At 56.2% G+C, this 22,770-nt stretch carries 20 protein-coding genes and 1 other annotated feature; of the genes, 17 read left to right on the forward strand and 3 right to left on the reverse strand.

Going from position 1 to position 22,770, the window contains the following annotated elements:
* From dnaA to gyrB, 4 genes are all read left to right on the forward strand, one after another.
* Positions 1-1,398, forward strand: coding sequence for a chromosomal replication initiator protein DnaA (gene dnaA, locus ACN9MQ_RS00005; protein WP_020882755.1), 1,398 nt, complete (start codon positions 1-3; stop codon positions 1,396-1,398).
* A gap of 4 nt (positions 1,399-1,402) precedes the next feature.
* Entirely contained in the window at positions 1,403-2,503 is a 1,101-nt protein-coding gene (gene dnaN, locus ACN9MQ_RS00010) for a DNA polymerase III subunit beta (RefSeq protein WP_014167956.1), read from the forward strand.
* 147 nt (positions 2,504-2,650) lie between these two features.
* Positions 2,651-3,724 carry a DNA replication/repair protein RecF gene (recF, locus tag ACN9MQ_RS00015; protein ID WP_050737668.1) on the forward strand — a complete coding sequence of 358 codons (1,074 nt, stop codon included), beginning with the start codon at positions 2,651-2,653 and terminating at the stop codon, positions 3,722-3,724.
* A 28-nt stretch (positions 3,725-3,752) separates the two neighbouring features.
* The gene (gene gyrB / locus ACN9MQ_RS00020) at positions 3,753-6,164 is read left to right on the forward strand and encodes a DNA topoisomerase (ATP-hydrolyzing) subunit B (RefSeq protein WP_020882753.1); all 2,412 of its coding nucleotides are present in this window, start codon (positions 3,753-3,755) and stop codon (positions 6,162-6,164) included.
* A 33-nt stretch (positions 6,165-6,197) separates the two neighbouring features.
* Here the strand turns inward: gyrB and ACN9MQ_RS00025 are convergent, their stop codons facing one another.
* Positions 6,198-7,145, reverse strand: coding sequence for a LysR family transcriptional regulator (locus ACN9MQ_RS00025; protein WP_050737667.1), 948 nt, complete (start codon positions 7,143-7,145; stop codon positions 6,198-6,200).
* A gap of 109 nt (positions 7,146-7,254) precedes the next feature.
* Between ACN9MQ_RS00025 and ACN9MQ_RS00030 the strand changes: the two genes are divergently transcribed.
* The 8 genes from ACN9MQ_RS00030 to ACN9MQ_RS00065 all read left to right on the forward strand — a co-directional run bounded on the left by ACN9MQ_RS00030 (position 7,255) and on the right by ACN9MQ_RS00065 (position 15,434).
* Complete coding sequence (locus tag ACN9MQ_RS00030; RefSeq protein ID WP_014167960.1) at positions 7,255-8,280, forward strand: zinc-dependent alcohol dehydrogenase family protein; 1,026 nt, start codon at positions 7,255-7,257, stop codon at positions 8,278-8,280.
* A 113-nt stretch (positions 8,281-8,393) separates the two neighbouring features.
* Positions 8,394-9,206 (forward strand): sugar-phosphatase, encoded by an 813-nt coding sequence (gene yidA, locus ACN9MQ_RS00035; RefSeq protein ID WP_032679289.1) that lies wholly within the window; start codon positions 8,394-8,396, stop codon positions 9,204-9,206.
* 226 nt (positions 9,207-9,432) lie between these two features.
* Positions 9,433-10,122, forward strand: coding sequence for a D-galactonate utilization transcriptional regulator DgoR (gene dgoR, locus ACN9MQ_RS00040; RefSeq protein WP_006177594.1), 690 nt, complete (start codon positions 9,433-9,435; stop codon positions 10,120-10,122).
* Positions 10,119-10,997, forward strand: a complete 879-nt coding sequence (locus tag ACN9MQ_RS00045; protein WP_063157093.1) for a 2-dehydro-3-deoxygalactonokinase — start codon at positions 10,119-10,121, stop codon at positions 10,995-10,997. The genes dgoR and ACN9MQ_RS00045 overlap by 4 nt, the downstream gene beginning before the upstream one ends.
* Entirely contained in the window at positions 10,981-11,598 is a 618-nt protein-coding gene (locus ACN9MQ_RS00050; protein ID WP_014167963.1) for a 2-dehydro-3-deoxy-6-phosphogalactonate aldolase, read from the forward strand. Before ACN9MQ_RS00045 ends, ACN9MQ_RS00050 begins: the two co-directional genes overlap by 17 nt.
* The gene (gene dgoD / locus ACN9MQ_RS00055) at positions 11,595-12,743 is read left to right on the forward strand and encodes a galactonate dehydratase (protein WP_014167964.1); all 1,149 of its coding nucleotides are present in this window, start codon (positions 11,595-11,597) and stop codon (positions 12,741-12,743) included. The genes ACN9MQ_RS00050 and dgoD overlap by 4 nt, the downstream gene beginning before the upstream one ends.
* A 72-nt stretch (positions 12,744-12,815) precedes the next feature.
* Positions 12,816-14,153: an MFS transporter gene (locus ACN9MQ_RS00060; RefSeq protein WP_080271857.1), complete on the forward strand. Its 1,338-nt coding sequence runs from the start codon at positions 12,816-12,818 to the stop codon at positions 14,151-14,153.
* Positions 14,154-14,204: 51 nt separating this feature from the next.
* Positions 14,205-15,434 (forward strand): DUF3748 domain-containing protein, encoded by a 1,230-nt coding sequence (locus ACN9MQ_RS00065; RefSeq protein WP_073397608.1) that lies wholly within the window; start codon positions 14,205-14,207, stop codon positions 15,432-15,434.
* 10 nt (positions 15,435-15,444) lie between these two features.
* On the opposite strand, the gene ACN9MQ_RS00070 is transcribed toward ACN9MQ_RS00065, so the two are convergent.
* Entirely contained in the window at positions 15,445-15,762 is a 318-nt protein-coding gene (locus tag ACN9MQ_RS00070; RefSeq protein ID WP_025202651.1) for a YceK/YidQ family lipoprotein, read from the reverse strand.
* Between the two features lie 248 nt (positions 15,763-16,010).
* Positions 16,011-16,083: a sequence feature (ROSE (Repression Of Heat Shock gene Expression) occurs in the 5'-region of heat shock genes and acts as an RNA thermometer to modulate expression.), on the forward strand.
* Here ACN9MQ_RS00070 and ibpA point away from each other — a divergent pair.
* The 3 genes from ibpA to ACN9MQ_RS00085 all read left to right on the forward strand — a co-directional run bounded on the left by ibpA (position 16,077) and on the right by ACN9MQ_RS00085 (position 18,866).
* Complete coding sequence (gene ibpA / locus ACN9MQ_RS00075; protein WP_008500162.1) at positions 16,077-16,487, forward strand: small heat shock chaperone IbpA; 411 nt, start codon at positions 16,077-16,079, stop codon at positions 16,485-16,487. Its footprint overlaps the feature before it by 7 nt.
* Before the next feature lie 136 nt (positions 16,488-16,623).
* A complete protein-coding gene (gene ibpB, locus ACN9MQ_RS00080; RefSeq protein ID WP_025202652.1) occupies positions 16,624-17,052 on the forward strand; it encodes a small heat shock chaperone IbpB in 429 nt (142 codons plus the stop codon).
* Positions 17,053-17,204: 152 nt separating this feature from the next.
* A complete protein-coding gene (locus ACN9MQ_RS00085; protein ID WP_020882744.1) occupies positions 17,205-18,866 on the forward strand; it encodes a putative transporter in 1,662 nt (553 codons plus the stop codon).
* Here the strand turns inward: ACN9MQ_RS00085 and ACN9MQ_RS00090 are convergent.
* On the reverse strand, positions 18,834-19,580 hold the full coding sequence (locus ACN9MQ_RS00090) for a GntR family transcriptional regulator (protein ID WP_014167973.1): 747 nt from the start codon (positions 19,578-19,580) through the stop codon (positions 18,834-18,836). The two genes, ACN9MQ_RS00085 and ACN9MQ_RS00090, sit on opposite strands and share 33 nt — an antisense overlap.
* A 223-nt stretch (positions 19,581-19,803) precedes the next feature.
* Here ACN9MQ_RS00090 and ACN9MQ_RS00095 point away from each other — a divergent pair, with 223 nt between their 5' ends.
* Both ACN9MQ_RS00095 and ACN9MQ_RS00100 read left to right on the forward strand, forming a co-directional pair.
* Positions 19,804-21,426, forward strand: a complete 1,623-nt coding sequence (locus tag ACN9MQ_RS00095; protein WP_426021506.1) for an alpha-glucoside-specific PTS transporter subunit IIBC — start codon at positions 19,804-19,806, stop codon at positions 21,424-21,426.
* Positions 21,423-22,745, forward strand: coding sequence for a 6-phospho-alpha-glucosidase (locus ACN9MQ_RS00100; protein WP_151712494.1), 1,323 nt, complete (start codon positions 21,423-21,425; stop codon positions 22,743-22,745). Before ACN9MQ_RS00095 ends, ACN9MQ_RS00100 begins: the two co-directional genes overlap by 4 nt.
* Positions 22,746-22,770 lie beyond the last annotated feature (25 nt).

The following is a 22,770-nucleotide window of genomic DNA, read 5'->3' on the forward strand; positions in this document are numbered from 1 at the left end:
GTGTCACTTTCGCTTTGGCAGCAGTGTCTTGCCCGATTGCAGGATGAGTTACCAGCCACAGAATTCAGTATGTGGATCCGCCCCTTGCAGGCGGAACTGAGCGATAACACGCTGGCTTTGTATGCGCCAAACCGTTTTGTGCTCGATTGGGTAAGGGATAAATACCTTAATAACATCAATGGACTGCTGAATGATTTCTGCGGATCCGATGCGCCACAGCTACGCTTTGAAGTGGGAACAAAACCGGTCACGCAGACCGTGCGTGAAACGGTAAATGTGGCAATACCTGCTCAGGCAGCCCCCGCTCCGGCACCGCGCGCCCTTCCGGCGACCCGTTCGGGCTGGGACAACGTGCCTGCTCCGGCAGAGCAAACCTACCGTTCTAACGTCAATGTTAAACACACGTTCGATAACTTCGTTGAAGGTAAATCGAACCAGCTGGCGCGCGCGGCGGCACGCCAGGTTGCAGATAACCCCGGTGGTGCCTACAACCCGCTGTTCCTTTATGGCGGCACGGGTTTGGGTAAAACGCACCTTCTGCATGCGGTAGGCAACGGCATTATGGCGCGTAAGCCAAATGCGAAAGTGGTGTATATGCACTCCGAGCGCTTCGTTCAGGACATGGTAAAAGCCCTGCAAAACAATGCGATCGAAGAGTTTAAACGCTACTACCGTTCTGTTGACGCACTGCTTATCGATGACATCCAGTTCTTTGCCAACAAAGAACGATCCCAGGAAGAGTTTTTCCACACCTTTAATGCGCTGCTGGAAGGTAATCAGCAGATCATTTTGACGTCGGATCGTTATCCAAAAGAGATCAACGGCGTTGAAGATCGTCTGAAATCCCGTTTTGGCTGGGGCCTGACCGTGGCGATCGAGCCACCGGAACTGGAAACCCGCGTCGCGATCCTGATGAAGAAAGCCGATGAAAACGATATTCGCCTGCCGGGTGAAGTGGCGTTCTTTATTGCCAAGCGTCTGCGCTCCAACGTCCGTGAGCTTGAAGGGGCACTGAACCGCGTGATTGCCAATGCCAACTTTACCGGCCGTGCGATCACCATCGATTTTGTGCGTGAAGCACTGCGCGATTTACTGGCACTGCAGGAAAAATTGGTCACTATCGACAATATTCAAAAGACGGTGGCCGAGTACTACAAAATCAAAGTGGCAGATTTGCTGTCTAAACGTCGTTCCCGCTCGGTGGCGCGTCCGCGTCAGATGGCGATGGCGCTGGCAAAGGAGTTAACCAACCACAGTCTGCCGGAGATCGGCGATGCGTTTGGTGGCCGTGACCATACGACCGTGCTGCACGCTTGTCGTAAGATTGAGCAGTTACGCGAAGAAAGCCACGACATAAAAGAAGATTTTTCCAATTTAATCAGAACATTATCATCGTGACGCTATGAAATTTACCGTTGAACGTGAACATTTATTAAAACCGCTGCAACAGGTGAGTGGCCCATTAGGTGGCCGCCCAACGCTGCCAATTCTCGGAAACCTGCTGCTTCAGGTCGCGGACGGTACGCTGTCGCTGACCGGCACAGATCTGGAAATGGAAATGATCGCGCGCGTTACGCTGTCTCAGCCGCATGAAGCGGGCGCGACCACTGTTCCGGCACGTAAATTCTTTGATATCTGCCGCGGGCTGCCGGAAGGCGCTGAAATTGCCGTGCAGCTGGAAGGCGACCGTATGCTGGTGCGCTCTGGCCGCAGCCGTTTCTCGCTCTCCACGCTGCCAGCCGCGGACTTCCCGAACCTGGACGACTGGCAGAGTGAAGTTGAATTCACCCTGCCGCAGGCAACGATGAAGCGTCTGATTGAAGCCACGCAGTTCTCAATGGCGCATCAGGACGTTCGTTACTACTTAAACGGCATGCTGTTCGAAACCGAAGGTGAAGAGCTGCGTACCGTGGCTACCGACGGTCACCGACTGGCAGTCTGTTCTATGCCCATTGGCGACTCGCTGCCAAACCATTCGGTGATCGTACCGCGTAAAGGGGTGATTGAGCTGATGCGTATGCTCGACGGTGGTGATACGCCACTGCGCGTGCAGATCGGCAGCAATAACATCCGTGCTCATGTGGGTGATTTTGTCTTCACATCGAAGCTGGTTGACGGTCGTTTCCCCGATTATCGCCGCGTATTGCCGAAGAATCCGGACAAAACGCTGGAAGCCGGTTGCGACAGCCTCAAGCAGGCCTTTGCCCGCGCCGCGATTCTCTCTAACGAGAAATTCCGCGGGGTGCGTCTGTATGTGAGCGAAAATCAGATCAAAATCACCGCCAACAACCCGGAGCAGGAAGAGGCAGAAGAGATTCTGGACGTCACCTATGCCGGGACTGAGATGGAAATCGGCTTTAACGTCAGCTATGTGCTGGATGTGTTGAACGCGCTTAAATGCGAGAACGTTCGCATTCTGCTGACCGACTCCGTTTCGAGTGTACAGATTGAAGATGCGGCCAGCCAAAGTGCGGCTTATGTTGTCATGCCGATGAGGCTGTAGTGAACGCTATCGGGCTATCTTACTTGCCTTTTTCAACCCGGGCTGTGCTCGCCCCTGTCTCGCACTTCGTGTACGCGCCAGGGTCTGCGTGCAGTCCGCGTTGAAACGGGCTGAGCCGATTACGCCCTGGCCCGAAGAAATCCAGATATGTCACTGACGCGCCTTTTAATCAAAGATTTCCGCAATATCGAAAACGCGGATCTCGCTTTATCCCCTGGCTTTAATTTCCTGGTTGGCGCGAACGGCAGCGGTAAAACCAGCGTGCTTGAGGCCATCTACACGCTCGGCCACGGACGGGCGTTTCGCAGTCTGCAAATTGGCCGCGTCATTCGCCACGAACAGGAAGCCTTTGTTCTGCACGGGCGTTTGCAGGGCGAGGAGCGTGAAACGGCCATCGGTCTGACCAAAGACAAGCAGGGCGACAGCAAGGTTCGTATTGACGGTACTGACGGCCACAAAGTGGCTGAGCTCGCGCTGCTGATGCCAATGCAGCTGATTACGCCGGAGGGGTTTACTTTACTCAATGGCGGCCCCAAATACAGAAGAGCCTTCCTTGACTGGGGATGCTTTCACAACGAAGCCGGTTTCTTTAACGCCTGGAGCAACCTGAAGCGCCTGCTTAAGCAGCGTAACGCTGCACTGCGCCAGGTGACACGCTACGCCCAGCTGCGCCCGTGGGACAAGGAATTAATTCCCCTTGCGGAACAAATCAGCTGCTGGCGTGCCGAATACAGCGCGGGTATCGCCGACGATATGGCCGACACCTGCAGACAGTTTTTACCTGAATTCTCTCTCACCTTCTCCTTCCAGCGCGGCTGGGAGAAAGAGACAGATTATGCCGAAGTGTTAGAGAGAAATTTCGAGCGCGACCGCATGCTGACCTACACCGCACATGGCCCGCACAAGGCGGATTTCCGCATTCGTGCCGACGGTGCGCCGGTGGAAGACACGCTGTCGCGTGGGCAGCTCAAGCTTTTGATGTGTGCGCTGCGCCTGGCGCAGGGAGAGTTTTTGACCCGCGAGAGCGGGCGACGCTGCCTGTACCTGATAGATGATTTTGCCTCGGAACTTGACGACGCGCGGCGCGGGCTGCTTGCCAGCCGCTTAAAAGCCACGCAGTCACAGGTTTTCGTCAGTGCGATTAGCGCTGAACACGTTATAGACATGTCGGACGAAAATTCGAAGATGTTTACCGTGGAAAAGGGTAAAATAACGGATTAACCCAAGTTGAAATGAGCGAGAAACGTTGATGTCGAATTCTTATGACTCCTCCAGTATCAAAGTCCTGAAAGGGCTGGATGCGGTGCGTAAGCGCCCGGGTATGTATATCGGCGACACGGATGACGGCACCGGTCTGCACCACATGGTATTCGAGGTGGTAGATAACGCTATCGACGAAGCGCTCGCGGGTCACTGTAAAGACATCGTGGTCACGATCCATGCGGACAACTCCGTCTCCGTCACCGATGACGGTCGTGGCATCCCAACCGGTATTCACCCGGAAGAGGGCGTATCGGCTGCGGAAGTTATCATGACCGTTCTGCACGCAGGCGGTAAGTTCGATGATAACTCCTATAAAGTTTCCGGCGGTTTGCACGGTGTAGGTGTGTCCGTGGTTAACGCCCTGTCGCAGAAACTGGAGCTGGTTATCCAGCGCGAAGGCAAAATTCACCGTCAGCTGTATACGCACGGCGTGCCGCAGGCACCGCTGGCTGTTACGGGTGACACCGACAAAACCGGTACCATGGTGCGTTTCTGGCCGAGCCTTGAAACGTTCACCAACGTTACCGAGTTCGAATATGAGATTCTGGCGAAACGCCTGCGTGAACTGTCGTTCCTGAACTCCGGCGTCTCGATTCGTCTGCGTGACAAACGCGACAACAGAGAAGACCACTTCCACTACGAAGGCGGTATCCGGGCGTTCGTTGAGTATCTGAACAAGAACAAAACGCCCATTCACCCGAATATCTTCTACTTCTCTACCGAAAAAGACGGTATTGGCGTGGAAGTGGCGCTGCAGTGGAACGACGGTTTCCAGGAAAACATCTACTGCTTCACCAACAACATTCCACAGCGTGACGGTGGTACTCACCTTGCGGGCTTCCGTGCGGCGATGACCCGTACCCTGAATGCCTACATGGACAAAGAAGGCTACAGCAAGAAAGCGAAAGTCAGCGCCACTGGTGATGATGCCCGTGAAGGCCTGATTGCGGTTGTTTCCGTGAAGGTGCCGGATCCGAAGTTCTCCTCTCAGACTAAAGACAAGCTGGTCTCTTCTGAGGTGAAATCGGCGGTTGAACAGCAGATGAACGAACTGCTGAGCGAATACCTGCTGGAAAACCCGTCAGACGCGAAAATCGTGGTTGGCAAAATTATCGATGCGGCACGTGCCCGTGAAGCGGCGCGTAAAGCCCGTGAAATGACCCGTCGTAAAGGCGCGCTGGATTTAGCTGGCCTGCCAGGCAAACTGGCTGACTGCCAGGAACGCGACCCGGCGCTGTCCGAACTGTACCTTGTGGAAGGGGACTCCGCGGGCGGATCTGCGAAGCAGGGCCGTAACCGTAAGAATCAGGCTATCCTGCCGCTGAAGGGTAAAATCCTCAACGTGGAGAAGGCCCGTTTCGACAAGATGCTCTCTTCTCAGGAAGTGGCAACGCTGATCACCGCGCTCGGTTGCGGCATCGGCCGTGACGAGTACAACCCGGACAAACTGCGCTACCACAGCATCATCATCATGACCGATGCGGACGTCGACGGCTCGCACATCCGTACGCTGCTGTTGACCTTCTTCTATCGTCAGATGCCAGAAATTGTTGAACGTGGCCACGTCTACATTGCACAGCCACCGCTGTACAAAGTGAAGAAAGGCAAACAGGAACAGTACATCAAAGACGACGAAGCGATGGATCAGTACCAAATCGCGATCGCGCTTGATGGTGCGACCCTGCATGCGAACTCTCACGCCCCTGCACTGGCCGGTGAGCCGCTGGAGCGTCTGGTGTCCGAGTTTAACGCGGCGCAGAAAATGATTGGTCGTATGGAGCGTCGTTATCCTAAATCGCTGCTGAAGGCGCTGATTTATCAGCCAACCCTGACGGAAGCCGATCTGAGCGATGAACAGGTTGTTACCCGCTGGGTGAACACCCTGGTAACCGAGCTGAACGAGAAAGAGCAGCACGGCAGCCAGTGGAAGTTTGATGTCCAGCAGAATGCTCAGCAGCAGTTCGAACCGATTGTGCGCGTGCGTACTCACGGCGTTGATACCGATTACCCCCTGGAGCACGAGTTTGTGACCGGTCCGGAATATCGCCGTATCTGTACGCTGGGTGAGAAGCTCCGTGGTCTTATCGAAGACGATGCGTTTATCGAACGTGGTGAACGTCGTCAGCCGGTAGCAAGCTTCGAGCAGGCGCTGGAATGGCTGGTGAAAGAGTCCCGTCGTGGTCTGTCTATTCAGCGTTATAAAGGTTTGGGTGAAATGAACCCGGATCAGCTGTGGGAAACCACCATGGATCCGGAAAGCCGTCGTATGCTGCGCGTGACCGTTAAAGATGCGATTGCAGCCGATCAGCTGTTCACAACCCTGATGGGCGATGCGGTTGAACCACGTCGTGCCTTTATCGAAGAGAACGCCCTGAAAGCGGCGAATATCGATATCTAAGGGTGGTTACACCGCAAGTCAGAGGCCGCGCGTTTAGCGCGGCTTTTTTGTGGGCGCAGAATTATCAGCATCCAGCTCCAGTGACAGGACTGACGGTAACCGGCTGACTAGCATGTCGACCGCAATCCTGACTCGCAGGGGCAGATGCGGCGTCTGCTGCCAGACCGCGTGAACGTCGAAACGCACATCCGGCGCCTGTTTTAAGAGTGGGATGAGCCTTCCATTCTGCAGCTCTTTGCGCACCATCCAGCAGGGTAACCATGCAATACCATGCCCGGCCAGCGCTGCGTCGCAGATAGCCTGCAGATCGTCCATATTGAGGGATGAGCGGGGAATTAGGGTGTGCTGCGTGCCTTCGTGGTCCGCCAGTTCCCACGGTAACACCCTGCCGGCACGCAGGTAGTTAATGGCCTTATGCTGGCGTAAATCGGCAACGGTTTCAGGCTGGCCGTTATTCCTCAGGTACTCCGGCGCGGCGCACAGCACCATTCGGTGTTCCCCCAGGCGTCTGGCGACCAGCATGGTGCTGTCCGGCAGTGCGCCGTTTCGCACCGCCATATCAAACCCTTCCTCGACGATATCCACTACGCGATCGCTGAATGACATTTCCAGCTCAAGGGCAGGATGTTCCTGCGTCAAGGCTATCAGCAGCGGGGCGATGCACTGGCGACCAAACAGCACCGGCATGGCAACACGCAGACGGCCACTCACCTGATGTTTCCCTGTTTCCAGCAGCGACTCCGCGCCACGGATTTCCTGGAGTGCTCGCAGGCAACGTTCATAAAAAAGGGCACCGTTATCGGTCAGGCTTTGGCTACGCGTTGTGCGCTGAAACAGGCGTACTCCCAGCCGCGCTTCAAGGCGAGCAATGCTTTTCCCTACCGCCGAGCGCGACAAATGCAAACGCACCGCGGCCTGAGCAAAACTGCCTGCCTCTACGGCGGCGACAAAAACGGGAATATCCTTCAGCGTATCGGTCATGGATTGTCGTTCTTCAGGAATCAATAGTGGGAAAATGTATCGCCACTGGCGACCATGAGTCAACGTTAGACTGTCAGTACTGAAGTGCATTTGATAATAGGAGAAAAAGATGACAGAGATGATGCAACGCTGGTCAATGGACGCCCTTGGGCGTGAAAACCTCAGACTCACTCAGGCGCCTGTTCCCCAGCCGGGCCCGGGTGAAGTGCGCGTGCGGGTGAACGCTGTTGCGCTCAACTATCGCGATAAAATGGTCATTGAAGGCAACATGCCGATCGCGCTCACCTTCCCGTTTACTCCGGCATCTGACATGGCAGGCGTGGTGGACAGTACGGGTGAAGGCGTTACCCGCTTTAAACCCGGAGCTCGCGTCATCTCCACCTTCTCTCCGGAGTGGGTAGACGGTAAACCGAAAGGCGACGCCCGCAATTTGCCCTACCAGACGCTGGGCGGTTACTTCCAGGGGATGCTGTCTGAATACGTGATCATGCGTGAAAACTGGCTGGTGGCCGCCCCGGAAACGCTGGATGACGCAGAGGCCAGCACCTTACCTTGCGCGGGGCTTACCGCATGGTTTGCGCTGGTGGAGCGCGGACAGTTACGTGCCGGACAGTCGGTGCTGGTGCAAGGCACTGGCGGTGTCGCAATCTTCGCGCTGCAAATCGCCAAAGCACACGGTGCAGAAGTTTTTGTGACGTCGGGCAGTGATGAAAAACTGGCGCTGGCTAAAACGCTCGGTGCCGATCGGGGCATCAACCGGCTTAAAGGGAACTGGGCTGACGAGATTTACGCGCTGACGCAGGATCGCGGTATCGACCATATTATTGAAACCGTTGGCGGGGAGAACCTGAGACATTCCCTGCGGGCCGTTGCCGTTCACGGGCGCATATCCGTCATTGGCGTGTTGGCCGGGAGTGAAATCTCGCTGCCTGCCAGCGAACTCTTGCTGAAATCACCGGTGATTCAGGGGATTGGCGTCGGGCACCGCCGTGCGCTGGAAGATTTTGTCCGCGCAGTCGATGTCACGGGGCTGAAACCGGTGATTGAACACCGCTACCGTTTTAACCAGCTTGAAGAGGCGCTTGTACACCTCGACCGCGGTGCTTTTGGCAAAATAGTCCTCACCCGCGAGTAAGCCGCTATCCCCGGGACAGACGTAAAAGGGGGCTTTTGTTGCGCAATGTAGCTCTATTTTTGTGGGCTTAATCGCGTTAGCATGAGGCAGCACTCATTTATCCCGGGGACCCTATGGCTATCAAACTTATTGCTATCGACATGGACGGCACGCTGTTGCTGCCAGACCACACTATTTCTCCAGCCGTTAAAAACGCGATTGCCGCTGCGCGCGCAAAAGGCGTGAATGTGGTACTGACCACCGGTCGTCCGTATGCGGGCGTGCACAGCTACCTGAAAGAGCTGCACATGAATCAGCCGGGCGATTACTGCATTACCTATAACGGTGCGCTGGTACAGAAGGCGGCGGATGGCAGCACGGTAGCGCAAACCGCGCTGAACTATGACGATTACCTGTTCCTGGAAAAACTGTCCCGCGAGGTCGGTTCCCATTTCCACGCGCTCGATCGCAATACGCTCTATACCGCTAACCGTGATATCAGCTATTACACCGTACATGAATCCTATGTCGCGACGATCCCACTGGTGTTCTGCGAAGCTGAGAAAATGGATCCGAGCACCCAGTTCCTGAAAGTGATGATGATTGATGAGCCTGACATCCTGGATAAAGCGATTGCGCGCATTCCGGCTGAGGTAAAAGAGAAATACACCGTGCTGAAAAGTGCGCCGTACTTCCTCGAAATCCTGGATAAACGTGTCAATAAAGGCACCGGTGTGAAATCGCTGGCAGATACGCTGGGCATCAAACCGGACGAGATCATGGCGCTGGGCGATCAGGAAAACGACATTGCGATGATTGAATATGCGGGCATGGGTGTGGCAATGGACAATGCGATCCCGTCGGTGAAAGACGTGGCCAATTTCGTGACCAAATCTAACCTCGAAGACGGCGTTGCCTACGCGATCGAGAAATTTGTTCTGCAGTAACAGCGTTTCACGCTCATCAGCCTCGATTATCAACCGGGGCTTTTTTTTGCGCTGAATTTATCGAATTGTTCTTTTTGTGATCTTGATTGTAGTACAACATTAATTGATTGTACTACATTACAGCCACGGTAATGACGAAAGGTGTCACGTTTGTACTGCAAAAGTGAGGCGAAATTCAGCGGTCGAGGTAAAGTAGTCCTGAACATACAGAGCATAAGGACTCTCCATGACTCTCAATAAAACCGATCGCATCGTCATCACGCTGGGCACCCAGATCGTGGGTGGAAAGTACGTTCCCGGTTCACCGCTGCCTGCTGAGGCAGAGCTGTGTGAGGAGTTTGAAACCTCGCGCAACATCATTCGGGAAGTGTTTCGCTCGCTCATGGCAAAGCGGCTGATTGAAATGAAACGCTACCGCGGCGCCTTTGTCGCCCCGCGTAATCAGTGGAACTACCTCGACACCGATGTCCTGCAGTGGGTGCTGGAAAACGACTACGATCCAAGGCTGATTGGCGCGATGAGTGAGGTACGAAACCTGGTAGAGCCGGCCATCGCCCGTTGGGCTGCGGAACGTGCAACGTCAGGAGACCTGGCTCAGATTGAGTCCGCCCTGAACGACATGATTGCCAATAACCAGAACCGGGATGCGTTCAACGAAGCGGACATCCGCTATCACGAAGCGGTGCTGCAGTCGGTCCATAACCCGGTATTACAGCAGCTTAGCGTTGCCATCAGCTCGCTACAGCGCGCGGTATTTGAACGAACCTGGATGGGCGATGAGGCCAACATGCCAAAAACGCTCCAGGAACATAAAGCGCTGTTCGATGCTATCCGGCATCAGGACGGCGATGCGGCAGAGCAGGCGGCACTCACGATGATCGCCAGCTCGACACGAAGGTTGAAGGAAATCACATGACATCTCGCTACATCGCTATTGACTGGGGATCGACCAATCTGCGCGCCTGGCTGTATCAGGGCGAGCAGTGCCTGGAAAGCAGGCAATCAGAAGCAGGCGTGACGCGCCTGAACGGTAAATCCCCCGAGGCGGTGTTAGCAGAGGTGACACACAACTGGCGCGAGGGCGCCACGCCGGTGGTCATGGCGGGCATGGTGGGCAGTAACGTGGGCTGGAAGGTCGCGCCTTATCTGCCCGTACCTGCCGCGTTCGCTGCCATTGGCGAGCAGTTAACGTCCGTTGGTGACAATATCTGGATTATTCCAGGATTGTGCGTTTCCCGGAACGATAACCACAATGTGATGCGCGGCGAAGAGACCCAGCTCCTTGGCGCGCGCACGCTCTCTCCTTCTTCTGTCTACGTCATGCCCGGCACGCACTGTAAATGGGTGCAGGCCGACGCTGAGCACATCCACGATTTTCGCACCGTGATGACCGGTGAGCTGCACCACTTGCTGCTGACGCACTCGCTGGTGGGCGCGGGGTTGCCGGAGCAGGACGCTTCGCCCGAGGCCTTTGCCGCCGGGCTGGAGCGGGGTATCGCCAGCCCTGCCGTTTTGCCGCAACTTTTTGAAGTTCGCGCTTCGCATGTACTGGGCACGCTTCCCCGTACGCAGGTCAGCGAATTTTTATCGGGCCTGTTGATTGGCGCGGAAGTCGCCAGCCTGAGCGAGCAGTTCGCCGGGCAACAGACCATCACCCTCGTCGCGGGTTCATCGCTGACCTCTCGCTACCGCCAGGCGTTCGATGCCATCGGGCGGGACGTGGCGGCGGTAGAGGGCGACACGGCATTTCAGGCAGGAATAAGGAGCATCGCTCATGCAGTGGCAAACTAATCTTCCCCTCATCGCTATCCTGCGCGGCGTCACGCCCGACGAGGTATTAGCGCACGTAGGTGCGGCGATCGACGCCGGTTTTGACGCCGTGGAAATACCGCTTAATTCCCCAGAGTGGGAAAAGAGCATCCCGGCGGTCGTGGACGCGTTTGGTGATAAGGCGCTGATTGGCGCTGGCACCGTTCTGCAACCGGAGCAGGTGGACCAGCTTGCGCAGATGGGCTGCAGGCTGATTGTGACGCCAAATATTCACCCTGAGGTGATCCGCCGCGCAGTGGGCTACGGCATGACAGTCTGCCCGGGATGCGCAACGGCAACAGAAGCGTTCGCGGCTCTCGATGCGGGCGCGCAGTCGCTCAAAATTTTCCCGTCATCGGCTTTTGGTCCGGCCTATATCAGCGCGCTGAAAGCGGTATTGCCCGCCAGCGTACCGGTCTTTGCCGTGGGGGGCGTGACGCCAGAAAACCTGGCGCAGTGGATCAACGCAGGTTGTGTCGGGGCGGGTCTGGGCAGCGATCTTTATCGCGCCGGGCAATCCGTCGAACGTACCGCACAGCAGGCGGCCGCATTTGTGAAAGCGTATCGAGAGGCAGTGAAATGAAAATAACCAAACTCACCACGTACCGTTTACCGCCGCGTTGGCTGTTCCTGAAAATCGAAACCGATGAAGGCGTGGTCGGCTGGGGCGAACCGGTCATTGAAGGGCGTGCGCGTACCGTGGAAGCGGCGGTGCATGAGCTGGGCGAGTACCTGACAGGACAAGATCCTGCCCGCATCAACGACCTGTGGCAGGTGATGTACCGCGCGGGTTTCTACCGGGGTGGACCGGTTCTGATGAGCGCCATCGCCGGTATCGACCAGGCGTTATGGGATATCAAAGGCAAAGTGCTGAATGCGCCGGTCTGGCAGCTGATGGGCGGCCTGGTGCGCGACAAAATCAAAGCCTACAGCTGGGTAGGCGGCGACCGTCCCGCGGAAGTGATCGACGGTATCAGGCAGTTGCGCAATATTGGTTTTGACACCTTTAAACTGAACGGCTGCGAAGAGATGGGCGTCATCGACAACGCACGGGCGGTAGACCGCGCGGTAAATACCGTGGCGCAGATCCGTGAAGCGTTCGGCAACGAGATTGAGTTTGGCCTGGACTTCCACGGTCGTGTCAGCGCGCCGATGGCCAAAGTGCTGATTAAAGAGCTGGAGCCGTACCGTCCGCTGTTTATCGAAGAGCCGGTGTTGGCCGAGCAGGCGGAGTACTACCCGAAACTGGCCGCACAGACGCATATCCCGATTGCCGCCGGTGAGCGCATGTTCTCGCGCTTCGAGTTCAAACGCGTGCTGGAAGCTGGCGGCCTGGCGATATTGCAGCCGGATCTGTCGCATGCCGGCGGCATCACGGAATGCTACAAAATCGCCGGGATGGCGGAAGCCTACGACGTGGCGCTGGCACCGCATTGTCCGCTGGGGCCGATCGCACTGGCAGCCTGTCTGCACGTCGACTTTGTCTCGCGCAACGCGGTGTTCCAGGAACAGAGCATGGGCATTCACTATAACAAGGGCGCGGAACTGCTCGACTTTGTGAAAAACAAAGATGATTTCAGCATGGAAGGCGGTTTCTTTAAACCGTTAACGAAGCCGGGCCTTGGCGTGGATATCGACGAAGCCAAAGTCATTGAGCTGAGTAAAAACGCGCCGGACTGGCGTAACCCGTTATGGCGTCATGAAGATGGCTCTGTCGCTGAGTGGTAATTCAGCCTAAGCACATCGCCACTAAAAAGTAATTTCAACAATAACAAACACACCCTCTGTAAATTACAGGGCATGGTGAGCGGCTTCGCTATGCCCAAAATCTGGAGACAGATTGCGATGGATATTCCTGTTACTGCTGCAAAAACCGGGCGTCGGCGCTACCTGACGCTGGTCATGATTTTTATTACTGTGGTCATCTGTTACGTTGACCGCGCCAACCTTGCCGTGGCTTCAGCCCATATTCAGGAGGAGTTTGGGATCAGCAAAGCGGAAATGGGCTACGTCTTTTCGGCGTTTGCCTGGCTGTATACGCTGTGCCAGATCCCCGGCGGCTGGTTCCTTGACCGCGTCGGCTCGCGCCTGACCTATTTCATTGCCATCTTCGGCTGGTCGGTGGCGACCCTGTTCCAGGGCTTTGCCACCGGGCTGATGTCGCTGATTGGCCTGCGTGCGATCACCGGGATTTTCGAAGCCCCGGCGTTTCCGACCAATAACCGCATGGTGACCAGCTGGTTCCCGGAGCATGAACGCGCCTCGGCCGTTGGGTTCTACACCTCCGGGCAGTTTGTCGGCCTGGCGTTCCTGACGCCGCTGCTGATCTGGATCCAGGAACTGCTGAGCTGGCACTGGGTCTTTATTGTGACCGGGGGGATCGGCATTATCTGGTCGTTGATCTGGTTCAAGGTCTATCAACCGCCGCGTCTCACCAAAAGTATCAGCAAAGCTGAACTGGACTATATCCGCGACGGTGGCGGCCTGGTGGATGGCGATGCGCCGGTGAAAAAAGAGGCGCGTCAGCCGCTGACCAAAGCCGACTGGAAGCTGGTTTTCCACCGCAAGCTGGTGGGGGTTTATCTGGGGCAGTTCGCGGTGACCTCCACGCTGTGGTTCTTCCTGACCTGGTTCCCGAACTATCTGACCCAGGAAAAAGGCATCACCGCGCTGAAGGCAGGCTTTATGACCACCGTACCGTTCCTGGCGGCCTTCTTTGGTGTGCTGCTTTCCGGCTGGCTGGCGGACAGGCTGGTGAAAAAAGGGTTCTCGCTGGGTGTCGCGCGTAAAACGCCTATTATCTGCGGGCTGCTGATCTCCACCTGCATCATGGGCGCAAACTACACCAACGATCCGGTCTGGATTATGACGCTGATGGCGATTGCGTTCTTCGGTAACGGTTTTGCCTCCATCACCTGGTCGCTGGTCTCCTCGCTGGCCCCGATGCGCCTGATTGGTCTGACCGGTGGCGTGTTCAACTTTGTCGGCGGCCTGGGGGGGATCACGGTTCCGCTGGTCATCGGTTATCTGGCTCAGGACTATGGCTTTGGCCCGGCACTGATCTATATCTCCGCAGTGGCCTTGCTCGGTGCGCTCTCCTATATCCTGCTGGTAGGTGACGTCAAACGTGTAGGCTAATTCCCCGCAATGTTTTACCCTGATGCGATAACTGCGCATCAGGGTAACGCCATGAAACAAATCACCTTCGCCTCCCGTCATCACCAGCTTACCAATATCAATACCTGGACGCCGGACAGCCAGTGGCTGGCGTACGATGTGCGTCCATCCGGCGCATCGTTTACCGGTGAAACCATTGAGCGGGTCAATGTTATTACGGGTGACGTCGAGGTGATCTATCGCGCCAGTCACGGTGCGCATGTTGGCGTGGTGACCGTTCATCCGCAGCAGGACAAATATGTCTTTATCCACGGCCCGGAAAACCCGGATGCAGACTGGCACTACGATTTTCATCATCGTCAGGGCGTGGTTGTACACAACGGTCAGGTGAGTAACCTGGATGCCATGGATATCACGCCGCCTTATACCGCAGGCGCGCTGCGTGGCGGCAGCCACGTGCACGTTTTTAGCCCTGACGGACAGTTCGTGAGCTTTACCTACAACGACCATGTATTGCATGAGCGTGACCCGAAGCTCGATTTACGTAACGTCGGCGTCGCAGCGCCTTTTGGCCCGGTGACGCCGCAAGGGACGCATCCACGTGAATATTCCGGCACCTTCTGGAGCGTGCTGGTGAGCCGCACGACGCCCGCGCCTCAGCCCGGCAGCGATGAGATCAACCGAGCCTATGAAGAGGGCTGGGTGGGCAATGACAGGCTGGCGTTTATCGGCGATACCGTGTCTGCGACAGGCGAGAAAGTGCCAGAACTGTTTATTGTGGATCTGCCCAACGACGAGCAGGGATGGAAACGCGCGGGCGATGCGCCGCTGCAGGGGACTCCTGAGACGCTGCCTGCGCCCCCGGCGGGTGTCATGCAGCGCCGGCTGACCTTTACCCACCAGCGGGCATTCCCGGGGCTGGTAAACGTGCCGCGTCACTGGGTGCGCTGCAACCCGCAGGGGACGCAGATTGCGTTTCTGATGCGTGATGATAAGGGCATTGTGCAGCTGTGGCTTATCGCTCCAGAAGGCGGCGAACCACGCCAGTTGACGCATAACGAAAGTGACATTCAGTCGGCATTTACCTGGCACCCAGCCGGTCACTGTCTGGGATTTGTGCTGGAAGAGCGGATTGCCTGCTGTGATGCGCAAACCGGAGAGGTGACGTTTTTGACGTCCGATCACGGCAATCCACCGTCTGGTGATGCGGTCGTGTTTTCCCCGGACGGGCGTTTTATTGCATGGATGGAAGAGACAGAAGGTTTCCGTCAGCTTTGGCTAACGGAAACCGGGCAGCGTTAACGCGTTGGCGTTAAGCGGGTGGAATGACGGAATTGGTGGCCAGATTTTGCTGCTCGCTTTTCTCTACCCGCGAGCGCACGGAGCTGTCCTTACGGAACATATCCCACGGCAGCAAAAGCGTATCGGCCACAGCCGTAAACGGCATATCCAGGATGACCAGGGATTTTGTGCCCCAGTTGGTATCGTCATCGGAGATCATCTCAGCGCTGGCACGCGTCCCCGGATATGTTCCTTCTTTACCGCCGGTGTGAGACATCACGCTCGAACACCCGCAAAGTAAAACAACCCCGCTGAACGTCGTCAGCTTTATCAGAACATTTTTCATCATCACTCAGTCATCGTTAATGGCACTGCATAAACCTGCAACTCAGGGTTATAGCGAGCCTCGTTCAAAATGGATAGCCCGATAACCCCGCACTGTGGCAGCCATCGCAATTTAACCCTTTGTGCTGTTGTCCCAGTCTAAGCGAGATGCACGAAAGTGCAAAAAAAAGTGCGTCCGCTGCGCTTGAAAAGACCGGTTCCAGACCCATTTTAAGAATGTAACCCGATAACGAACACGCCTGCGGGGTGTTCAGGGGCACACTGGCCTGTCCATGGTGGAAGGCTACAATTTCTCGCTGATTTCAGGAGCTTTTATTTATGCGTAACTTCGATCTTTCCCCGCTATACCGTTCTGCAATTGGTTTTGACCGCCTGTTTAACCATTTAGAAAATAACCAAAGCCAGAGCAACGGCTACCCTCCATACAATGTTGAACTGGTGGATGAAAACCACTACCGCATCGCCATTGCCGTCGCCGGTTTTGCAGAGAACGAACTGGAGATCACCGCGCAGGACAACCTGCTGGTGGTGAAAGGTTCACATACGGCTGAGCAGAAAGAACGCACCTACCTTTATCAGGGTATCGCCGAGCGCAACTTTGAACGCAAGTTCCAGTTAGCCGAGAACATTCACGTGAAAGGCGCGAACCTGGTCAACGGCCTGCTGTTTATCGAACTGGAACGGGTGATTCCGGAAGAGAAAAAACCGCGCCGTATCGAGATCAACTGATTATGCGGGTCGCGCGAGCGGCCCACCCAGAATTGCTTGCCGTAATGGGAGCATATGTGAATCCATGAGGATTTGCAGGAACAACTGCGCACAAAAATAAACTGTGCCGAACTCGCTTCTCAGAAGGAGATTTAGTATGCGTAACTACGATTTATCCCCCCTGCTGCGTCAGTGGATTGGTTTTGACAAACTGGCTAATGCCCTGCAAAGCACCACCGAGCAACAGACGTTTCCGCCGTACAACATCGAAAAAAGCGATGACAACCACTATCGCATCACCCTTGCGCTGGCCGGGTTCCGCCAGGACGATCTGGATATTCAGCTCGAAGGCACGCGCCTGACCGTGAAAGGTACGCCGGAAAAACAAGAAACCGAGACCAAATGGCTGCACCAGGGCCTGGTTAATCAGCCGTTTAGCCTGAGCTTTACTCTGGCTGACCATATGGAAGTGTCCGGCGCGACATTTACCAACGGGCTGCTGCATATCGACCTGACCCGCAACGTGCCGGAAGCCATTGCACCGCAGCGTATCGCCATTAGCGAGCGTCCTGCGCTGAACAGTTAACCCTCTGCGGGTTGTTGCCTCTCCCACAGGGAGAGGATGAAAAGATAACGCCCTGCCCCGGCAGGGCTTTTTTGTGCGCCATCGCCCATACAACCGCGTGCGGCTCTGAGAGAATCCGTAGCATAACTAAGGTTATGCACAGGAAGTGGATCATGAGTGATATCGCGTTAACCGTTAGCGTGTTGGCCCTGGTCGCAGTGGTGGGTCTGTGGATTGGCAATGTTAAAATCCGCGGCGTCGGATTTGGGATAGGCGGGGTGCTGTTCGGCGGGATTTTTGTCGGCCATTTTGCCGACCAGCTTGGGCTGGTGCTCAGCGCCGAAATGCTCCATTTCATCCAGGAATTCGGTCTGATCCTCTTCGTCTACACCATCGGTATTCAGGTGGGGCCTGGCTTTTTCGCTTCCCTTCGGGTCTCCGGATTACGGCTGAACCTGTTTGCCTTCGGCATTGTGGTGATGGGAGGGCTGGTCACCGCCATTCTGCATAAGCTCTTCGATATTCCTCTGCCGGTGGTGCTGGGTATTTTCTCCGGGGCGGTCACCAATACGCCTGCACTGGGTGCAGGGCAGCAAATTTTGCGCGACCTTGGCATCTCTCCCGGTATTGTCGACCAGATGGGGATGAGCTACGCCATGGCCTATCCGTTTGGGATTTGCGGCATTCTGCTCTCCATGTGGCTGGTGCGGGTACTCTTTCGCATTAACGTCGAAAACGAGGCGAAAGACCACGAAACTACGCTCACCAACGGCCATATGCCGATCAAAACCATCAACATTCGCGTCGATAACCCCAACCTCAACAATATGGCGATTCAGGATGTGCCGATCCTGAACAGCGCCAATATTATCTGCTCGCGCCTTAAACGTGACGATATGCTGATGGTACCCGCGCCCGGGACCATTATTCAGCAGGGTGACCTGCTGCACCTGGTCGGACAGCCCGGGGATTTAAACAACGCGCGGCTGGTGATTGGTCAGGAGGTGGAGACCTCGCTTTCCACGCGCGGCACCGATATGCGTGTAGAGCGCGTCGTGGTGACCAACGAGCACGTGCTTGGCAAGAAAATACGCGATTTGCAGGTTAAAGAGCGCTATGACGTCGTGATCTCCCGTCTTAACCGTGCTGGGGTGGAACTGGTCGCCAGCCCGGAAGCCAGCCTGCAGTTCGGCGATATCCTGAACCTGGTCGGACGCCCGTCATCCATTGATGCGGTAGCGGACATGGTGGGTAACGCCCAGCAAAAACTGCAGCAGGTGCAAATGTTGCCGGTCTTTATCGGTATCGGGCTGGGGGTGCTGCTTGGCTCCATTCCGCTGTATGTCCCAGGTTTTCCGGTCGCGCTCAAGCTGGGCCTGGCGGGTGGACCGCTGATTATGGCGCTGATCCTCGGGCGTATCGGCTGTATCGGTAAGCTCTACTGGTTTATGCCGCCAAGCGCCAACCTGGCGCTGCGCGAGCTGGGAATTGTGCTGTTTCTGGCGGTGGTCGGCCTGAAATCCGGGGGCGATTTTATCGATACCCTGGTGAAGGGCGAGGGGATGAGCTGGGTCGGCTACGGGATATTTATCACGGCGATTCCGCTCCTGACGATGGGGATCCTGGCGCGGATGTTCGCCAAAATGAACTATCTGACGCTCTGCGGCATGCTCGCCGGATCAATGACTGACCCACCCGCACTGGCCTTTGCCAACAACCTGCACGCCACCAGCGGCGCGGCGGCGCTGTCATACGCCACGGTCTACCCGCTGGTGATGTTCCTGCGCATTATTACCCCGCAGCTACTGGCGGTGCTGTTCTGGGGGATGAGTTAGCAGATCGTCCGGGTGGATGCGCCGCAGATGGTAGTCCACCTGGTAATCACGGGTATTACGGAACATCACGGAATAATTGAGAAATTCGCCGCTGTCGCTGTAGGAAAGAGACGTTATCCGCAGCAGCGGCGTCTGTTCCGGCAGGTTCAGGTAACCGGCGAGCTGTTTATCTGCCAGCACCGGCGTCAGGCTCTCGTAGTTGCCGCTGATGGTTATTCCGCACTCCTTCTCGATGTAATCAAACTTCGACCCTTCCAGATGTGCCAGTGAAAGCGTGCGGAACAGCTTCACGGGCATAAAGCTGTCCTCCAGCATCAGGGGTTTTCCGTCGACATAACGCACCCGGCGCGAGAAGTAGATGCGCTCATCCACCTGAATGCGGAGCTGGCTGGCGATAGCGGGCGGGGCGGGCATCACTTCGAACTGTAGCACCTTGCTCTGCACCTCTTTTCCCTGCTGGCGCAGCACCTCCACCAGCCCGGTCAGATTGGTGGTTTCGTGGTGGACATCTTTACGCGCCACGAATGTCCCGCTACCGTGTCGGCGTTCAACCAGCCCCCAGTTCACCAGCAGATCCAGCGCCTTTCGAATGGTCATCCGCGCCACGCCAAACTCCTGCGCCAGCGCTTTCTCACCCGGCAGCGGACTCCCGATATTGTAGTCCGACGAATTCAGCCGCAGCCGCAACCTGTCAGCGATAGATTTGTAGATCACCAGTAGACCTCTCTGCCCGTATTAACGCGTGGCTTGCGTCCTGACATGTCCATATTAACCACGAAAAGTAGACCTGATTGGTCAAAATAAAACCATGAATGCGATCACGAATCGCAGCGGCACGTCATGTTCGCCCATGGGTAAATTCTTATGCTCACTTCAGGCCCAGCAAAAAATCATAAAGGCCTCTACCCCCTACAGGTTGTTACGTGAGGATTTAAAAATGCTCAGTCAAATACAACGATTTGGCGGTGCCATGTTTACCCCGGTGTTGTTATTTCCCTTTGCCGGGATCGTGGTCGGAATCGCCATCATGCTTCGCAACCCGCTGTTTGTGGGCGAGGCCTTAACCGCCCCCGATAATCTGTTCGCGCAAATTGTTCACATCATTGAAGAGGGCGGCTGGGCGGTGTTTCGCAATATGCCGCTGATTTTTGCCGTGGGTTTACCGATTGGTCTGGCGAAGCAGGTGCAGGGCCGCGCCTGTCTGGCGGTGCTGATCAGTTTTCTGGCCTGGAACTACTTTATCAATGCGATGGGGATGACATGGGGTCATTTCTTTGGCGTCGACTTCGCCGCTGAGCCCACTGCCGGCAGCGGACTGGCCATGATTGCCGGTATCAAAACGCTCGATACCAGCATCATTGGGGCGATTGTGATTTCGGGGATTGTCACCGCTATCCACAACCGCTATTTCGACAAGCAGTTGCCTGTTTTTCTGGGGATTTTTCAGGGCACCTCGTTTGTCGTTATCCTCGCGTTCTTTGTGATGATCCCCTGCGCCTGGCTGACGCTGATGGGCTGGCCGAAAGTGCAGCTCGGCATTGAGTCCCTGCAGGCCTTTTTACGTTCTGCCGGGGCGCTGGGGGTGTGGGTTTATACCTTCCTGGAACGCATTCTGATCCCTACCGGATTACACCACTTTGTCTACGGTCCGTTTATCTTTGGCCCGGCAGCGGTCGAGGGCGGCATCCAGGTTTATTGGGCGCAGCATCTTCAGGAATTTAGCCAAAGCACGCTGCCGCTGAAAACCCTGTTCCCGGAAGGCGGTTTTGCGCTTCATGGCAACGCCAAAGTGTTTGGCTCTGTCGGGATTGCGCTGGCGCTCTGGTACACCGCGTCACCGGAAAACCGCGTCAAAGTGGCAGGCCTGCTGATCCCGGCCACGCTGACCGCCGTGCTGGTGGGCATTACCGAGCCGCTGGAATTCACCTTCCTGTTCATTTCGCCGCTGCTGTTTGCCGTCCACGCCGTTCTGGCTGCCACGATGGCGACGGTGATGTACATCTTCGGCGTCGTGGGCAACATGGGCGGCGGACTGCTGGACCAGTTCCTGCCGCAAAACTGGATCCCCATGTTCCACAACCACGCCTCGACGGTATTCACCCAGATGGGTATCGGTCTTTGCTTCACCGGCCTCTATTTCGTGGTCTTCAAAACGCTGATTGAACGGCTGAACCTTAAAACCCCGGGCCGTGAAGAGAGCGAAGTCAAACTTTACAGCAAGGCGGATTATAAAGCGGCACGCGGGCAAACCACCGCACCGGCTGCCGCCAGCCAGCAGGTTGGGCAAGCCGCCGGATTCCTGCAGGCGCTGGGCGGCGCGGCCAATATCGAAAGCATTAATAACTGCGCCACCCGCTTACGTATCGCGCTGGTCGACATGGCGCAAACCCAACGCGACGACGTCTTTAAGGCCCTGGGCGCACACGGTGTGGTGCGACGCGGCAACGGCATTCAGGTGATTGTTGGACTGCACGTTCCTCAGGTGCGAGACCAGCTTGAATCGCTGATGAAAACCCCTTCAACAAACGAACAAACTACCCTGACAGAGGCTATATCATGAAAAAATTCTCAGTTGTCATTGCAGGCGGCGGCAGTACCTTCACGCCGGGTATCGTCCTGATGCTGTTAGCCAACCGCGACCGTTTTTCGCTGCGCGCGCTGAAATTCTATGACAACGACGGCGCACGTCAGGAGACCATCGCCGAGGCGTGCAAGATCATCCTTAAAGAGCAGGCTCCGGAGATTGAGTTTAGCTACACCACCGATCCTGAAGCGGCCTTTACCGACGTCGATTTTGTGATGGCACATATCCGCGTGGGGAAATACCCGATGCGTGAAAAAGACGAGAAAATCCCCCTGCGTCACGGTGTGCTGGGTCAGGAGACCTGCGGACCCGGCGGGATCGCCTACGGCATGCGCTCTATTGGCGGCGTGCTGGAGCTGGTCGATTATATGGAGCAATACTCCCCGAATGCGTGGATGCTGAACTACTCGAACCCGGCGGCCATCGTGGCTGAAGCGACCCGTCGCCTGCGACCCAACGCCAAAATCCTCAACATCTGCGATATGCCCATCGGCATTGAAGGGCGTATGGCGCAGATAGTCGGCCTTAAAGACCGTAAAGAGATGCGCGTGCGTTACTACGGGCTGAACCACTTCGGATGGTGGACATCCATTGAAGATGCAAACGGCAATGATTTAATGCCGAAACTGCGCGAATATGTCGCGAAAAATGGCTATGTGCCGCCCTCTGACAATGCCCATACCGAAGCCAGCTGGAACGACACGTTCGCGAAGGCAAAAGATGTGCAGGCGCTGGATCCGGACACCATGCCAAACACCTATCTGAAATATTACCTGTTCCCGGACTACGTGGTCGCGCACTCCAATCCGGAACGCACGCGCGCTAACGAGGTGATGGATCATCGTGAGAAGCATGTGTTCAGCGCCTGCCGGGCGATTATCGAAGCCGGTATATCGTCCGCCGGGGAGCTGGAAATCGACGAACATGCGTCGTACATCGTCGATCTGGCGACTGCGATTGCCTTCAACACTCAGGAGCGCATGCTGCTGATTGTGCCCAACAACGGTGCCATTCATAACTTTGATGCCGACGCGATGGTAGAAATTCCGTGCCTGGTCGGTCATAACGGGCCGGAGCCGTTAACGGTGGGCGATATTCCACACTTCCAGAAAGGGTTGATGAGCCAACAGGTAGCGGTGGAAAAACTGGTAGTGGATGCCTGGGAGCAGCGCTCGTACCAGAAATTGTGGCAGGCGATTACGCTGTCGAAAACGGTGCCGAGCGCCTCCGTTGCGAAAGCGATTCTGGATGACCTGATCGAGGCCAACAAAGCGTACTGGCCAGCGCTGCATTAATCGTCCTGACCGGCATCGCCCGATG

The organism is Enterobacter sp. R-25 (genome assembly GCF_049913205.1).
Classification (GTDB): Bacteria; Pseudomonadota; Gammaproteobacteria; order Enterobacterales; family Enterobacteriaceae; genus Enterobacter; species Enterobacter ludwigii.

Bases quoted from the DNA above. Each gene is read 5' to 3' on its own strand.
- dnaN (WP_014167956.1), top strand. From the start codon at position 1,403: ATGAAATTTACCGTTGAACGTGAACATTTATTAAAACCGCTGCAACAG.
- recF (WP_050737668.1), top strand. From the start codon at position 2,651: ATGTCACTGACGCGCCTTTTAATCAAAGATTTCCGCAATATCGAAAAC.
- gyrB (WP_020882753.1), top strand. From the start codon at position 3,753: ATGTCGAATTCTTATGACTCCTCCAGTATCAAAGTCCTGAAAGGGCTG.
- ACN9MQ_RS00025 (WP_050737667.1), bottom strand. From the start codon at position 7,145: ATGACCGATACGCTGAAGGATATTCCCGTTTTTGTCGCCGCCGTAGAG.
- ACN9MQ_RS00030 (WP_014167960.1), top strand. From the start codon at position 7,255: ATGACAGAGATGATGCAACGCTGGTCAATGGACGCCCTTGGGCGTGAA.
- yidA (WP_032679289.1), top strand. From the start codon at position 8,394: ATGGCTATCAAACTTATTGCTATCGACATGGACGGCACGCTGTTGCTG.
- dgoR (WP_006177594.1), top strand. From the start codon at position 9,433: ATGACTCTCAATAAAACCGATCGCATCGTCATCACGCTGGGCACCCAG.
- ACN9MQ_RS00045 (WP_063157093.1), top strand. From the start codon at position 10,119: ATGACATCTCGCTACATCGCTATTGACTGGGGATCGACCAATCTGCGC.
- ACN9MQ_RS00050 (WP_014167963.1), top strand. From the start codon at position 10,981: ATGCAGTGGCAAACTAATCTTCCCCTCATCGCTATCCTGCGCGGCGTC.
- dgoD (WP_014167964.1), top strand. From the start codon at position 11,595: ATGAAAATAACCAAACTCACCACGTACCGTTTACCGCCGCGTTGGCTG.
- ACN9MQ_RS00060 (WP_080271857.1), top strand. From the start codon at position 12,816: ATGGTGAGCGGCTTCGCTATGCCCAAAATCTGGAGACAGATTGCGATG.
- ACN9MQ_RS00065 (WP_073397608.1), top strand. From the start codon at position 14,205: ATGAAACAAATCACCTTCGCCTCCCGTCATCACCAGCTTACCAATATC.
- ACN9MQ_RS00070 (WP_025202651.1), bottom strand. From the start codon at position 15,762: ATGATGAAAAATGTTCTGATAAAGCTGACGACGTTCAGCGGGGTTGTT.
- ibpA (WP_008500162.1), top strand. From the start codon at position 16,077: ATGCGTAACTTCGATCTTTCCCCGCTATACCGTTCTGCAATTGGTTTT.
- ibpB (WP_025202652.1), top strand. From the start codon at position 16,624: ATGCGTAACTACGATTTATCCCCCCTGCTGCGTCAGTGGATTGGTTTT.
- ACN9MQ_RS00085 (WP_020882744.1), top strand. From the start codon at position 17,205: ATGAGTGATATCGCGTTAACCGTTAGCGTGTTGGCCCTGGTCGCAGTG.
- ACN9MQ_RS00095 (WP_426021506.1), top strand. From the start codon at position 19,804: ATGCTCAGTCAAATACAACGATTTGGCGGTGCCATGTTTACCCCGGTG.
- ACN9MQ_RS00100 (WP_151712494.1), top strand. From the start codon at position 21,423: ATGAAAAAATTCTCAGTTGTCATTGCAGGCGGCGGCAGTACCTTCACG.